General features: G+C 67.2%; 11 protein-coding genes. 4 read left to right on the forward strand and 7 right to left on the reverse strand.

Annotation, left to right across the window (positions count from 1 at the left end; all coding sequences use genetic code 11):
- The first annotated feature begins 280 nt into the window (after window positions 1-280).
- A complete protein-coding gene (locus AB4Z16_RS00425; protein WP_441509347.1) occupies window positions 281-1711 on the forward strand; it encodes an aldehyde dehydrogenase family protein in 1431 nt (476 codons plus the stop codon).
- A 250-nt stretch (window positions 1712-1961) separates the two neighbouring features.
- Window positions 1962-2984 carry an L-glyceraldehyde 3-phosphate reductase gene (gene mgrA, locus AB4Z16_RS00430; RefSeq protein ID WP_441509348.1) on the forward strand — a complete coding sequence of 341 codons (1023 nt, stop codon included), beginning with the start codon at window positions 1962-1964 and terminating at the stop codon, window positions 2982-2984.
- 102 nt (window positions 2985-3086) lie between these two features.
- Here mgrA and AB4Z16_RS00435 read toward each other — a convergent pair whose 3' ends face one another.
- Window positions 3087-3575, reverse strand: a complete 489-nt coding sequence (locus AB4Z16_RS00435) for an Lrp/AsnC family transcriptional regulator (protein WP_441509349.1) — start codon at window positions 3573-3575, stop codon at window positions 3087-3089.
- 151 nt (window positions 3576-3726) lie between these two features.
- Here AB4Z16_RS00435 and AB4Z16_RS00440 point away from each other — a divergent pair, with 151 nt between their 5' ends.
- Window positions 3727-5118: an aminotransferase-like domain-containing protein gene (locus AB4Z16_RS00440; protein WP_441509350.1), complete on the forward strand. Its 1392-nt coding sequence runs from the start codon at window positions 3727-3729 to the stop codon at window positions 5116-5118.
- Window positions 5119-5131: 13 nt separating this feature from the next.
- Here AB4Z16_RS00440 and AB4Z16_RS00445 read toward each other — a convergent pair whose 3' ends face one another.
- The 5 genes from AB4Z16_RS00445 to AB4Z16_RS00465 form a co-directional block, all read right to left on the reverse strand.
- Window positions 5132-5539, reverse strand: coding sequence for a DUF983 domain-containing protein (locus tag AB4Z16_RS00445; protein ID WP_441509351.1), 408 nt, complete (start codon window positions 5537-5539; stop codon window positions 5132-5134).
- Between the two features lie 383 nt (window positions 5540-5922).
- A complete protein-coding gene (gene lpdA, locus AB4Z16_RS00450; protein WP_441509352.1) occupies window positions 5923-7320 on the reverse strand; it encodes a dihydrolipoyl dehydrogenase in 1398 nt (465 codons plus the stop codon).
- Between the two features lie 10 nt (window positions 7321-7330).
- Window positions 7331-8635, reverse strand: a complete 1305-nt coding sequence (locus tag AB4Z16_RS00455) for a dihydrolipoamide acetyltransferase family protein (RefSeq protein ID WP_441509353.1) — start codon at window positions 8633-8635, stop codon at window positions 7331-7333.
- The gene (locus tag AB4Z16_RS00460) at window positions 8635-9651 is read right to left on the reverse strand and encodes an alpha-ketoacid dehydrogenase subunit beta (protein ID WP_441509354.1); all 1017 of its coding nucleotides are present in this window, start codon (window positions 9649-9651) and stop codon (window positions 8635-8637) included. Before AB4Z16_RS00460 ends, AB4Z16_RS00455 begins: the two co-directional genes overlap by 1 nt.
- A 160-nt stretch (window positions 9652-9811) precedes the next feature.
- A complete protein-coding gene (locus AB4Z16_RS00465) occupies window positions 9812-11071 on the reverse strand; it encodes a 3-methyl-2-oxobutanoate dehydrogenase (2-methylpropanoyl-transferring) subunit alpha (RefSeq protein WP_441509355.1) in 1260 nt (419 codons plus the stop codon).
- Window positions 11072-11300: 229 nt separating this feature from the next.
- Here AB4Z16_RS00465 and AB4Z16_RS00470 point away from each other — a divergent pair, with 229 nt between their 5' ends.
- Window positions 11301-11798, forward strand: coding sequence for an Lrp/AsnC family transcriptional regulator (locus AB4Z16_RS00470; protein WP_441509356.1), 498 nt, complete (start codon window positions 11301-11303; stop codon window positions 11796-11798).
- Between the two features lie 203 nt (window positions 11799-12001).
- Here the strand turns inward: AB4Z16_RS00470 and AB4Z16_RS00475 are convergent, their stop codons facing one another.
- Window positions 12002-13033: an LLM class flavin-dependent oxidoreductase gene (locus AB4Z16_RS00475; protein WP_441509357.1), complete on the reverse strand. Its 1032-nt coding sequence runs from the start codon at window positions 13031-13033 to the stop codon at window positions 12002-12004.
- Window positions 13034-13085 lie beyond the last annotated feature (52 nt).

Genomic DNA, 13085 nt, shown 5'->3' on the forward strand with positions numbered 1-13085 from the left:
GTTTGGCGGATGCCGAACGACACCGGTCGCCCCACAAGAAGCGCCGCTGCATGGCCGCCATCCGCAAATGCGACACGCTGCCCCGTGACAGGCACGCGCCGCCCCCCTAACGTGCGTCCCGTCAGACGAAAGCGTCGATGGCGGCCGGCGATGCATGATCGCGCAAGGCCGCCCGTTCACGTCCGACATCGACAGTTCCTTGCTTGGGGCATGGACCGCCGGTCGCTTCCCGGCCGGCTCCTCGCGCTTTGAGCCAAGACATGTTCAGGGAGATCAGACCATGGCGCATGAACTCGAATTCTATATCGATGGCCAGTGGGTGAAGCCGTCGGGCAATCGCACGCTCGGCGTGATCGACCCCTCGAACGAAGAAGCCTTCGCCACGATCGCGCTGGGCGAGCAGGCCGATGTCGACAAGGCCGTCGCCGCCGCCCGCGCCGCCTTCCCGGCCTTCGCGAAGACCTCCAAGGCCGAGCGCCTCGCCCTGATGCGCCGCCTCGCCGAGGCCTACAAGAAGCGCTACGACGACATCGCCAATGTCCTTTCGCGCGAGATGGGCGCGCCGAAGGAGCTGGCGCACCGGGCGCAGGCCGCGATGGGCACGGCCCATCTCGCCAAGATGATCGAGACCCTCGAAAACTTCGAGTTCGAGGAGCTGCGCGGTACCACCCTGATCGCCAAGGAGCCGATCGGCGTCGTCGGCATGATCACGCCGTGGAACTGGCCGCTCAACCAGATCATGTGCAAGGTCGCGCCGGCGCTGGCCGCCGGCTGCACGATGGTGCTGAAGCCCTCCGAGATCGCGCCGCTCAACGCGCTGATCTTCGCCGAGGCGATGGAGGAGGCCGGCGTGCCGAAGGGCGTGTTCAACCTCGTCAACGGCGACGGCCCGACGGTCGGCGAAGCCATCTCCCGGCATCCCGGCGTCGACATGGTTTCCTTCACCGGCTCGACCCGCGCCGGCATCCTCGTCGCCAAGGCGGCGGCGGATACGGTCAAGCGCGTGCATCAGGAGCTCGGCGGCAAGTCGGCCAACATCATCCTGGATGATGCCGATTTGAAGAAATCGGTGAAGCTCGGCGTCGAGAGCGTGATGCGCAACTCCGGCCAGTCCTGCAACGCGCCGACCCGGATGTTCGTGCCGGAGAAGCTGCATGAGGAAGCCCTCGCCATCGCCAAGCAGGTCGCCGAGCCGCTCAAGGTCGGGGCTCCCTCCGCGGACGGCGTCTTCCTCGGCCCGGTCGTCAGCGAGGTCCAGTACGAGAAGATCCAGCGCCTGATCGAGGCCGGCATCAAGGAAGGCGCGACGCTCGTCACCGGCGGCCCGGGCCGTCCGGAAGGACTGAACCGCGGCTATTATGTCCGCCCGACAGTGTTCGGCGCCGTCACCGACGAGATGACCATCGCGCGCGAGGAAATCTTCGGGCCCGTGCTCTCGATCCTGCCCTACAAGAGCGACGACGAGGTGGTGGAGCGCGCCAACGACACGCCCTACGGCCTTGCGGCCTATGTCCAGTCCGGCTCGCAGGATCGCGCCCGCAAGGTCGCGTCGCAGATGCGCGCGGGCAATGTCTACATCAACTACCCGGCCTGGGACGCGGGCGCGCCGTTCGGCGGCTACAAGCAGTCCGGCAACGGCCGCGAATACGCCGATTTCGGCCTCGAGGAGTTCCTCGAGATCAAGGGCACGGTCGGTTACGCCGCGGCCTGATCGGTTCACCGCGTGTCTTTCCGGGGCGGGCCGTCAGGCCCGAGCCCGGAGCCCGTGAACACGCGGCTCCCGTCATGGTCGGGCTTGTCCCGACCATCCACGTCTTCGCTGGTCGAAAGCCTCTTTCAAGACGTGGATGCTCGCCACGAGGGCGAGCATGACGGCGTGGTTCCCATTGATGCGCCCGGTGGACGAAACGCCACCGGGCCTTCATTTTATGACCGATTCAATCGATTGAGAGGCAGAGGCCATGGTCAATTCCAACCGCTATGACGCGATGCGCTACAATCGCTGCGGCCGCAGCGGGCTGCAATTGCCGGCGCTGTCGCTCGGCCTCTGGCAGAATTTCGGCGAGACCGGTGCCCACGCCAATATGCGCGAGATCTGCCGCACGGCCTTCGATCTCGGCATCACCCATTTCGACCTCGCCAACAATTACGGGCCGCCGCCCGGTTCGGCCGAGACCGCCTTCGGCGAGATCCTGAAGCAGGATTTCGACGGGCTTCGCGACGAGCTGGTGATCTCGACCAAGGCCGGCTACCGGATGTGGCCGGGCCCCTATGGCGAATGGGGCAGCCGCAAATACCTGATCTCCAGCCTCGACCAGAGCCTGAAGCGGATGAAGCTCGACTATGTCGATATCTTCTATTCGCACCGCTTCGACCCGAACACGCCGCTGGAAGAGACGATGGGCGCGCTCGATGCCATCGTGCGCCAGGGCAAGGCGCTCTATGTCGGGCTTTCTTCCTACAACTCCAAGCGCACGCAGGAGGCGGTCGCGATCCTGCGCCGCCTCGGCACGCCCTGCCTGATCCATCAGCCGAGCTATTCAATGCTCAATCGCTGGATCGAGCAGGACGGTTTGCTCGACACGCTCGACGCGGAAGGGATCGGCTCGATCGTGTTCTCGCCGCTGGCGCAGGGCATGCTGACCGACAAGTACCTCAAGGGCGTGCCAGCCGGCAGCCGCGCCGACAAGAAGGCGCCCTCCTTCCGCGAGGGCTTCCTCAGCGAGGCCAATCTCAAGAGCATCGCGGCGCTGAACGAGATCGCGAGGGCGCGCGGCCAGAGCCTCGCCCAGATGGCGATCACCTGGGTGCTACGCGGCGGGCGCGTCACCTCGGCGCTGATCGGCGCGAGCCGGCCGGAGCAGGTGACGGACTGCGTCGCGGCGCTGAAGAACCCGGAATTTTCCGCCGAAGAGCTGGCGGCGATCGACAGGCACGCCGTCGAGGGCGGCGTCAATATCTGGGCAGCTTCGGCGGAACGGTGACGCTGCCCGTCATGCTCGGGCTTGACCCGAGCATCTCTTCGACCAGTGCGTCCCGAGATTCTCGGGTCGCCGCTGCGCGGCGCCCGAGAATGACGGCACGGCTCAATCCTCCTCCGCCACCGCCGCGATCGGCAGGGCGCTAGAGCGCTTCACCTGCCCCAGCGCGAAGCTCGATTCGATCGAGGCGACGCCATCGAGGCGAGTAAGCTTGTCCTTGAGGAAGCGCTCATAGGCTGGCAGATCGCGCACCACGATGCGCAGGAGATAGTCACGCTGGCCGGTCATCAGATAGCAGTCGACCACCTCGGGCCAGCGCGCCACGGCTTGCGAGAAGCGGTCGAGCTCGTCCTCGCGCTGGCGCTCCAGCTTGATCGAGACGAAGACGCTGATCGGCAGCCCGACCTTGGTCTGGTCGATGATCGCCGCGTAGCCCTGGATGACGCCGGCTTCCTCCAGCATGCGGATGCGGCGCGCGCAGGGCGAAGCCGAGAGGCCGATCCGCTGGGCGAGGTCCTGCACCGAAAGGCGCGAATTGATCTGCAGTTCCGCGATGATCTTGCGGTCGAGCGCATCGAGGCGCAGGCGTGCCATTCCCTGTCTCCGGTCCCGGCTGACTTGGCTCTCTTACAGGAGCGGCTGCTGGCTACCATCTGCATCGCGGCGGTGCCAGACGGCAGCAACGACATGCCACTGGCGCGGATGGGCCGTCCGCGCTATGCGATACCTACAATCGCGGGAATGTATGGAATTGGTTCGGGCGAAGGCCGCTAGCGACGAAGCGCTCCACTGGGTCGGCCGGCTCGACCCGGCGGCAGGACCGCGCTACCTCCAGATCGTCGCACAGCTCGAGCGGGCGGTTGCAGACGGGCTGCTCAGGCCGGGCGACCGTCTGCCACCGCAGCGCCGGCTGGCCGAACATCTCGCGGTCGATCTCACCACGGTCACGCGCGCCTTCGGCGAGGCTCGCGAGCGCGGCCTGACCGACGCTGTGACGGGGCGCGGCTCCTTCATCTCCGCGCGGCAGGAGCAGAAAGGGCCGCCGCTCGACCTCAGCATGACGATCCCGCCCGCCCCCAAGGGCCTGCGGCTGGGCGAGCTGATGCAACGCGGCATTGCCGAAATCCTGGCGCGCAGCGATGCCGACCAACTGATGAACTATCATGGCGGCGCGGGATCGCTGGCCGAGCGCGCGGCCGGAGCGGCCTGGCTCGCGCCGCTCATGGGCTCAATCGCGCCGCTGCGGATCGCCGTGGTGCCGGGCGCCCAGCCCGGGCTCAACGCGCTGCTCTCGCTGCTGGCCCGGCCCGGCGAAACGATCCTGATGGAACCCCTCGCCTATCCCGGCCTGATCGGCGCGGCGCGGCAGCGTGCTCTCTCCATGGTGCCCGTGACCAGCGACGCGGATGGACCGCTGCCGGACGCACTGGACGAAGCTGCCGCCCGTCTTGGCGCGCGACTGTTCGCGCTGACGCCGACGCTGCAGAATCCGACCTGCATCACGCTGTCCGAACGGCGGCGGCGGGACCTCGTCGCGGTAGCCCGACGGCGTGACCTCATCCTGATCGAGGACGATCCCTACAGCCTGCTCGCCGGCGATGCGCCCGCGCCGCTGGCCGCGCTGGCACCCGAGCGGACATGGCATGTCGCAACCTTGTCGAAGGTGCTGACGCCCGGCCTGCGCACGGCCTTCGTCGTCATGCCGGAGCGAGCCGACGGCGCTCCGTTCCTCGCCGCCCTGCGCGCGACGGCGCTGATGCCCCCGCCTCTGATGACGGCGCTCGCCGCGCACTGGATCAGGATTGGCGCGGCCAAGGATCTGCTGGAGGGCGTCCGGCGCGAGGCAGCCGAGCGACAATTACTGGCGCGGGAAATCCTGCCGGAGACGATGCAGGGCCATCCGCATGCGCTGCATGTCTGGCAGACCTTGCCTGCCCATTGGGAGCGCAACAGCCTGATTGGGCGCGCCCGCGTCGCCGGGCTCGGCGTGATGGCCGCCGATGCGTTCAGCACGGACGGCGCGGCGCCGGACGCGATCCGGATCGCGCTCGGTGCGATACCGGAGCGGGCGAGGCTGGCGGAGGCACTGAGCCTTCTCGCCGGCCTGATCCGCGACGGTGGGCAAGCCGGGCGCTGAGCGCCCGATCAGCTCAGTTGGAGGCGACCGGCTTGTCCTGCGGAGCCGGGCGGGCGAGCCGGCCTTCCTCGGCCTTGTGGAAGAACTGCGAGGCGACAAGCCAGCCCTTGAGCGGCTGGAGCGGTGGAATGCAGGTCAGCAGGATCAGCGGCAGCGTCGTGACGAGATGCACCCAGGTCGGCGGGTTGTAGGTCAGTTCCAGCCAGAGCGGAAAAGCCGCGGCCGGAATGCAGACGAACATCATCACGAAGAAGGCCGGTCCGTCGGCCGGGTCGGCGAAGGAATAATCCAGGCCGCAGACCTCGCATTTCGGCTTCAGCTTCAGGAAGCCCTCGAACATCTTGCCCTGTCCGCAGCGCGGGCAGCGGCCGCGCAGGCCGGTCTGGAGCGGAGAAAGTGGCGGCCAATGCTCGCCGGACATGGGATGTCTCCTCGGGACGGCGCCGTTCGATCGGCGTCGCCTTTCAGATCTTCTTCGATGAAGACAATGTCAAGATTGTATGCATCTTAGCTGACTGCCTGCGCGGATCGGTCGCGGGATGGCGTGGTCTGTGAGAACCAAGAACCAGTGATTGCGGCGCTCGCCTTAGCGAAGAGCCCCGAAGGCCGAGACCAATGCAGAGCGTCATTCTCGGGCTTGACCCGAGAATCTCTGGCAGGTGAGGCACAAAAGCCTCCTCCGGCAGGAGATGCTCGGGTCAAGCCCGAGCATGACGGCGGGGCGCTCCGGAATGGATCCCGGCTCTGGGCTGCGCTCCGGCCGGGATGACCCGCGCCCTTTTAGGGAGAGGAGCGCCGGTCCCCTCAAATATGCAGCGCGTGTCCCAGCGCCTTCATCGCGGCCTCCGGAAAGGCCTCGCCCAGCGTCGGGTGGGCGTGGATCGTGCCGGCGATGTCCTGCAGGGTCGCCCCCATCTCGATCGCGAGCCCGAAAGCGGCCGAGAGCTCCGAAACGCCCTGCCCGACCGCCTGGATACCGAGCACCAGTTCGCTGCCGCCCTGCGCCACGACCCGCACGAAGCCAGCCTCGCCATGGCGGGTCATGGCCCGGCCATTGGCGGCGAAGGGGAACTGGCCGATCTTGAGCTCATGGCCGGCACGCTTGGCCTCCTCCGGCGAGAGGCCGACCGAGACGATCTCGGGATCGGTGAAGCAGATCGCCGCGATGCCGCGCTTGTCCCAGGCACGCGGCAGGCCGGCGATGATCTCCGCCACCATCTCGCCCTGCGCCATGGCGCGATGGGCCAGCATAGGCTCGCCGGTGACGTCGCCGATCGCATAGATGCCACGCATCGCCGTCTCACAGCGCTCGCCGATGCGGATGAAGCGGCCGTCCATGTCGAGGACGAGGTTTTCGAGGCCGAGATCGCCGGTGACCGGCTTGCGGCCGACCGTGACAAGAATCTTGTCGGCCGGCAGGCTGCGTTCGGTGCCATCGGCAGTCTCGATGCGCAGGCCATCGCCCTTCGCGGTTGGCCCGAGCGCCTTGGCGCCGGTGAGCACCTCGACGCCGAGCCCGGTCAGACGCTTCGCGACCGGGCCGGTCAACTCGGCATCGTAGAGCGGCAGGATCTTGTCCTGCGCCTCGACCACCGTGACCTTGCTGCCCATTCTGGCGAAGGCCGTTCCCAGCTCCAGCCCGATATAGCCGCCGCCGACCACGACGAAGCGCTTCGGCATTTCGGTCAACGCGAGTGCGCCGGTCGAAGAGATGACATTGCCGCCGAAAGGCAGGAAGGGCAGCTCGACTGGGACGGAACCGGTCGCGATGACGATGGCCTCGGCCTGGATCGTCTTCGGGCCGGTCTCGGTCTCGACCACGACGGTCTTGCCGTCGCGGAAACGCGCCTTGCCATGGACGATCTTGACCTTGGCCTTGCGCAGCAGGGCGGCGACGCCGTTGTTGAGGCGCTGGACGATGCCGTCCTTCCAGGCCACGGCCTGTTTCAGGTCGAGCTTCGGCTCGGCCGCGGTCAGGCCGAAAGGCGTCTTGCCGGCGGCGGCGTCAGCCGCCTTCTCGAATTCCTCGGCGACATGGATCATCGCCTTGGAGGGGATGCAGCCGACATTGAGGCAGCTGCCGCCGAGCTTGGTGCTCTCGACGATGACGGTGTCGACGCCGAGCTGGCCGGCGCGGATGGCGCAGACATAGCCGCCGGGGCCGGCACCGATGACGAGGAGCTTGCAGGTGATTTCTGTCATGGCACGCCCCTCAGATGTCCACGAAGAGCGTGGCCGGGTTCTCCAGCAGCTCCTTCAGCCGCTGCACGAAGACGGCGGCGTCCCAACCATCGATCACGCGATGGTCGAAGCTGGAGGAGAGGTTCATCATCTTGCGGGGCACGAAGGTAGTGCCGTCCCAGACCGGGCGCACGACCATCTTGTTGACGCCGACGATGGCGACCTCCGGGTAGTTGATCACCGGCGTCGTCGCGATGCCGCCGAGCGCGCCGAGCGAGGTGATGGTGATGGTCGAGCCGGTCAGTTCGTCGCGCGTCGCGTTGCCCTGCCGGCCGCGCTCGGCGAGGCGGGCGAGCTCGATGCCGCAGCCCCAGAGGTCTCGCGCCTCGGCATGCTTCACCACCGGCACGATCAGGCCGGTCGGCGTCTGCGTGGCGATGCCGATATTGATCGCGGCATGCTGGCGCACGATGCCGGCATCGTCGTCATAGAGCGCGTTCAGCGCCGGCTGCTCGGCGAGCGCCTTGACCATGGCGCGCATCAGGAAGGGCAGCAGCGTCAACTTCGGCCGCTCGGGCGTCGGCTTCTTGTTCAGCGTCGCGCGCAAATCCTCCAGCGGCGAGACGTTGATCTCCTCGACAATGGTGATGTGCGGGATGCGCGCCTTCGACAGCGCCATCTTCTCGGCGATGCGGCGGCGCAGGCCGACGATTTTGACCTCGGTGACGGCGCTCTGCTCGACGAGCCCGCCGCCCCGGACCGGCTCCGGCCCGCGCAGCAGGAAGGCGTCGATATCCTCATGGGTGATGCGGCCGGCTGGGCCGGTGCCCGGCACCTGGCGCAGGTCGACGCCGGCCTCACGCGCCTTCAGACGCACGGCCGGCGACGCCAGCGGCTTCTCGCCCGGAGCGCGGCGCTGGGCGGGGGCTGCGTCGGCGCGCATGGGCTTGGGAGCCGGCGGAGGCGGAGCAGCCGGCTTGGCTGGAACAGCCGACGCGGCTGGCTTTTCGGCCTTGGGCGGAGCAGCGACAGGAGCCGGAGCCGGCTTCTCGGCGGGCGCTTCTTCCGCGGGTTCCTCTGCCGCGGCACCCGCGCCCGCGACCCTCAGCTTCACGATGGCCGAGCCGATCGCGACGGTGTCGCCGACCTCGGCTCCGACCCAGGTCACCTCGCCCTCGACCGGCGAGGGAATCTCCACCGTCGCCTTGTCGGTCATCACGGCAGCGAGCAGATCGTCCTCGCGGACGATGTCGCCAACCTTGACGTGCCACTCGACCAGCTCCGCCTCGGCGATGCCTTCGCCGACATCCGGCAGCTTGATGATGCGCTCGCCCATCAGCGTGCCTCCATGATATCTAGCAGCGCCTGTCCGAGGCGGGCGGGGCCGGGGAAATAGTCCCATTCCTGCGCATGCGGATAGGGCGTATCCCAACCGGTGACGCGCATCACCGGCGCCTCCAGATGGTAGAAGCAGTGCTCCTGCACCAGTGCGACGAGTTCGCCGCCGAAGCCTGAGGTCAGCGTCGCCTCGTGCAGCACGATGCAGCGCCCGGTCTTCTCGACCGAGGCGACGATCGCTTCGAGATCGAGGGGAACGAGGGTGCGCAGGTCGATCACCTCGGCGTCGATACCGGTGTCCTCAGCCGCCGCCAGCGCGACATGGACCATGGTGCCATAGGCGAGGATGGTGACGGCATTGCCCTCGCGCCGCGTCACCGCCTTGCCGAGCGGCACGATGTAGTGGCCTTCCGGCACCTCCGCGAGTTCATGCTTCGACCAGGCCGTGATCGGGCGGTCATGATGGCCGTCGAAGGGGCCGTTATAGAGCCGCTTCGGCTCCAGGAAGATCACCGGATCAGGGTCCTCGATCGCGGCGATCAGCAGGCCCTTGGCGTCGTAGGGATTGGACGGGACGATGGTCTTCAGGCCGGAGACATGGGTGAACAGCGCTTCCGGGCTCTGGCTATGGGTCTGGCCGCCGAAGATGCCGCCACCGGTCGGCATGCGGATCACCATCGGGCAGGTGAAATCGCCGGCCGAGCGGTAACGGAGGCGAGCGGCTTCCGAGACGATCTGGTCGTAGGCCGGGTACATGTAGTCGGCGAACTGGATCTCCACGCAGGGCTTGAGGCCATAGGCCGCCATGCCGATCGCGGTACCGACGATGCCGGCCTCGCTGATCGGCGCGTCGAAGCAGCGCGACACCCCGTATTTCTGCTGAAGCCCATGCGTGCAGCGGAAGACACCGCCGAAAAAGCCGACATCCTCGCCGAAGACCACGACATCGTCGTCGCGGCCCATGGAGACGTCCATGGCGGAGCGGATCGCCTCGATCATCGTCATCCTGGCCATGCTCAGCGGGCTCCGATGACGACGTTGCGGGCGTTGCAGGGCGTCATGCTCGGGCTTGAACCGAGCATCTCGGAAGCCAGAGCCTTCGCGTCCTGAGATTCTCGGGTCTGCGCTTCGCTTCGCCCGAGAATGACGCGGTGGAATTCGTCGCAAACCATCGTCACACCCCGATCTGCTGGCGCTGGCGGCGCAGATGCGGCGGCAGCTCGGCATAGACGTCCTCGAAGATGTCGCGCGCCGAAGGCTTGCCGCCGGAATGCAGCGTGCCGAAGCTCTCGGCCTCCTTCTGCGCGGCGATGACGGTGGCGAGGATCTCGGCCTCCGCCTGCTTGTGGCGCTCCTCCGTCCAGGCGCCGACCGCGATCAGGTGCTGCTTCAGCCGGATCAGCGGATCGCCCAGCGGCCAATCGTCGGATTCATGCTTGGGGCGGTAGGCGGAAGGATCGTCCGAGGTCGAATGGGCGCCGGCGCGGTAGGTGACGTATTCGACCAGCGTCGGGCCGAGATTGCGGCGGGCGCGCTCGATCGCCCATTGCGCGACCGCATAGACCGCAAGGTAGTCGTTACCGTCGACGCGCAGCGCCGGAATGCCGAAGCCGAGGCCGCGGGCCGCGAAGGTGCCGGAGCCGCCGCGGGCGATACCCTGGAAGGTCGAGATCGCCCACTGGTTGTTGACGACGTTGAGCACCACGGGCGCCTTGTAGGTCGAGGCGAAGACGAGCGCGGCGTGGAAATCCGATTCCGCGGTCGAGCCGTCGCCGATCCAGGCGGTGGCGATGCGGGTGTCCTGCTTGATTGCCGAGGCCATCGCCCAGCCGACGGCCTGGACGAACTGGGTGGCAAGATTGCCCGAGATCGAGAAGAAGCCGTGCTCCTTCGAGGAATACATGATCGGCAATTGCCGGCCGCGCAGCGGGTCGCGCTCATTCGAGTAGATCTGGTTCATCATGTAGACGAGCGGGTAGTCGTTCGCGATCAGCAGGCCCGCCTGGCGATAGGTCGGAAAATTCATGTCGCCGGGCTGGAGCGCGATGCGGAAGGCGCAGCTCACCGCCTCCTCGCCGGTGTGCTGCATGTAGAACGAGGTCTTGCCCTGGCGCTGCGCCATCTGCATGCGCCCGTCGAAGGTGCGCAGCGTCATCATGTGGCGCAGGCCCCGGATCAGGTCCTCATGCGAGAGATCGGGCACCCAGGGGCCAACCGCCTCGCCTTCGCGGTCGAGCACGCGGATGATCGAATAGGCGAGGTCGCGGATGTCCTTGGGATCGACATCAACAGGCGGGCGGGCGACGGAGCCCGCCTTCGGGATCACGACATGGGAGAAGTCCGGCTTCTCGCCGGGACGGCTCGCCGGTTTGGGGACATGGAACTGCAGTGGCTGGGTTGCCGCCGGCGCCTGGCCTGCCTTGTCGCTGCTCATGAGCGCCTCCATCCCTGTCGCCGCCAGCATTCCGCCTTCGCGCGCATCCCGCAAGCGCCTCTCGCGCCCGGCCGTGATGCAGCGGCGAACGCAGCCGGCGCTGCGATCGTTCCCCTTGCAACCAACGCTAGCGGTGCCGCCCCGGAGGTTCCTTCCGAATTTGCCGGCTTCGACAAAATCCGGCAGAAGATATTTCTGTAAGAATTACCCAACGCAGAATGATCCGCCGATGATTAAAAAGAGCCAGAACGGTCCTGCTCTGGATCTGATCGATCGCAAGATTCTCGCTGCGTTGCGGGATGACGGACGGCTGACGACGCAGGCACTGGCCGAGAAGGTCGGGCTCTCGCCCTCGCCCTGCTGGACGCGGGTGAAGCGGCTGGAGGAGTCCGGCGCGATCGAGAAATATGTCGCGCTGCTCGACCACAAGGCGCTCGGCTACAACAATATCGTCTTCGTCGAGATCACGCTCGACAAGCATGACGACAAGGTGCTCGACCAGTGTGGCGAAGCGCTGAGCCGCGCGCCGGAGGTGGTCGAGGCGCATCTCGTGACCGGCGAGTACGATTATCTCGCCAAGGTCGTGGTCAGCGGCACCGACCATTACGAGCGCTTCCTGCGCGGAACGATCTACCGCATCCCCGGCGTGCGCCAGACACGGACGACCTTCGGTCTCAGGGCGCTGAAGCGGACGCTGTCGGTCGATCCGTTGAAGGTTGTGGGGTGAGCGGTGTCGTCGATGACAGGCGCGGGGAACCCCTCTCCCGGATGGGAGAGGGGCAGGGGTGAGGGCCTGCCGCTGCTTGTTAAAACGGAGCGGTGCCGTTTCGCCCTCGGCGGTGAGCGCGGGCCCTCATCCGGCCCTCCGGGCCACCTTCTCCCATCCGGGAGAAGGAAACAGCGCCGCGGTACCAGAGCCCGACAGGCCTCTTACGCCAACATCTCCCGCACCAACGGCACGACCTTCTCGCCGTAGAGCCGGATGCACTCCATCGCCCGCTCGTGTTGCAGCGGCCCGGCGCTGTATTTGAGCTGGAATCGGGCGATGCCGAGCCCCTTGGCGGTCGCTGCGATCTTGCGCGCCACCGTCTCGGGCGAGCCGAGATAGAGCGAGCCACGCGCGACCTCCTGCTCGAAATCCTCCCGGCTCATCGGCGGCCAGCCGCGCTCGGCGCCGATGCGGTCGCGGTTTGCCTTGAAGGCCGGGAAGAACTCCTCCCTGGCCTGCTCGTCGGTCGCTGCGACATAGCCCGGCGAATGCACGCCGACCGGCTTCGCGGGCTTGCCGATCTGGCCATAAGCCCGATGGTAGAGATCGACATAGGGTTTGAAGCGCAGCGGATCGCCGCCGATGATGGCGAGCATCATCGGCAGGTCGTAGCGCGCCGCACGCGCGACCGATTCCGGGCTGCCGCCGACGCCGATCCAGGTCTTGAGCGGGCCATGCTCCACCGGCGGGTAGACGAGCTGATCCTTGAGCGGTGGGCGGATCGAGCCCTGCCAGGTCAGCGGTTCCTGCGGCAGCAGGCCGGCAAAGAGATCGAGCTTCTCCTCGAAGAGCTTCTCGTAATCGCGCAGGTCGAGACCGAAGAGCGGAAAAGACTCGGTGAAGGAGCCGCGCCCGAGGATGACCTCGGCGCGCCCGTTCGAGAGCGCATCGACCGTCGAGAAACGCTGGAAGACGCGGATCGGATCGTCCGAGCTCAGCACGGTGACGGCGGAACCGAGCTTGATGCGGCTGGTGCGCGTGGCCATGCCGGCCAGCACCGTCTCGGGCGAGGACACCGCGAAATCGGCGCGATGATGCTCGCCAACGCCGATGAAATCGATGCCGATCTTGTCAGCCAGGACGGCTTCCTCGACGAGATTGCGGATCACCTGCGCATGCGGCAGCGGCTTGCCGTCCGCCCCGTTGGTGACGTCGCCGAAGGTGTCGAGTCCGAATTCCAGGTCCTGTGCCATGATCATCCCGAGGCCGCGACGCGACCCTTTGCCTGCCGGCCATCCCGGCCTG

It is taken from the genome of Allobosea sp. TAF32 (genome assembly GCF_052113585.1).
In the GTDB taxonomy this organism is placed as follows: domain Bacteria; phylum Pseudomonadota; class Alphaproteobacteria; order Rhizobiales; family Beijerinckiaceae; genus Allobosea.

Bases quoted from the DNA above. Each gene is read 5' to 3' on its own strand.
- AB4Z16_RS00425 (WP_441509347.1), top strand. From the start codon at position 281: ATGGCGCATGAACTCGAATTCTATATCGATGGCCAGTGGGTGAAGCCG.
- mgrA (WP_441509348.1), top strand. From the start codon at position 1,962: ATGGTCAATTCCAACCGCTATGACGCGATGCGCTACAATCGCTGCGGC.
- AB4Z16_RS00435 (WP_441509349.1), bottom strand. From the start codon at position 3,575: ATGGCACGCCTGCGCCTCGATGCGCTCGACCGCAAGATCATCGCGGAA.
- AB4Z16_RS00440 (WP_441509350.1), top strand. From the start codon at position 3,727: ATGGAATTGGTTCGGGCGAAGGCCGCTAGCGACGAAGCGCTCCACTGG.
- AB4Z16_RS00445 (WP_441509351.1), bottom strand. From the start codon at position 5,539: ATGTCCGGCGAGCATTGGCCGCCACTTTCTCCGCTCCAGACCGGCCTG.
- lpdA (WP_441509352.1), bottom strand. From the start codon at position 7,320: ATGACAGAAATCACCTGCAAGCTCCTCGTCATCGGTGCCGGCCCCGGC.
- AB4Z16_RS00455 (WP_441509353.1), bottom strand. From the start codon at position 8,635: ATGGGCGAGCGCATCATCAAGCTGCCGGATGTCGGCGAAGGCATCGCC.
- AB4Z16_RS00460 (WP_441509354.1), bottom strand. From the start codon at position 9,651: ATGGCCAGGATGACGATGATCGAGGCGATCCGCTCCGCCATGGACGTC.
- AB4Z16_RS00465 (WP_441509355.1), bottom strand. From the start codon at position 11,071: ATGAGCAGCGACAAGGCAGGCCAGGCGCCGGCGGCAACCCAGCCACTG.
- AB4Z16_RS00470 (WP_441509356.1), top strand. From the start codon at position 11,301: ATGATTAAAAAGAGCCAGAACGGTCCTGCTCTGGATCTGATCGATCGC.
- AB4Z16_RS00475 (WP_441509357.1), bottom strand. From the start codon at position 13,033: ATGGCACAGGACCTGGAATTCGGACTCGACACCTTCGGCGACGTCACC.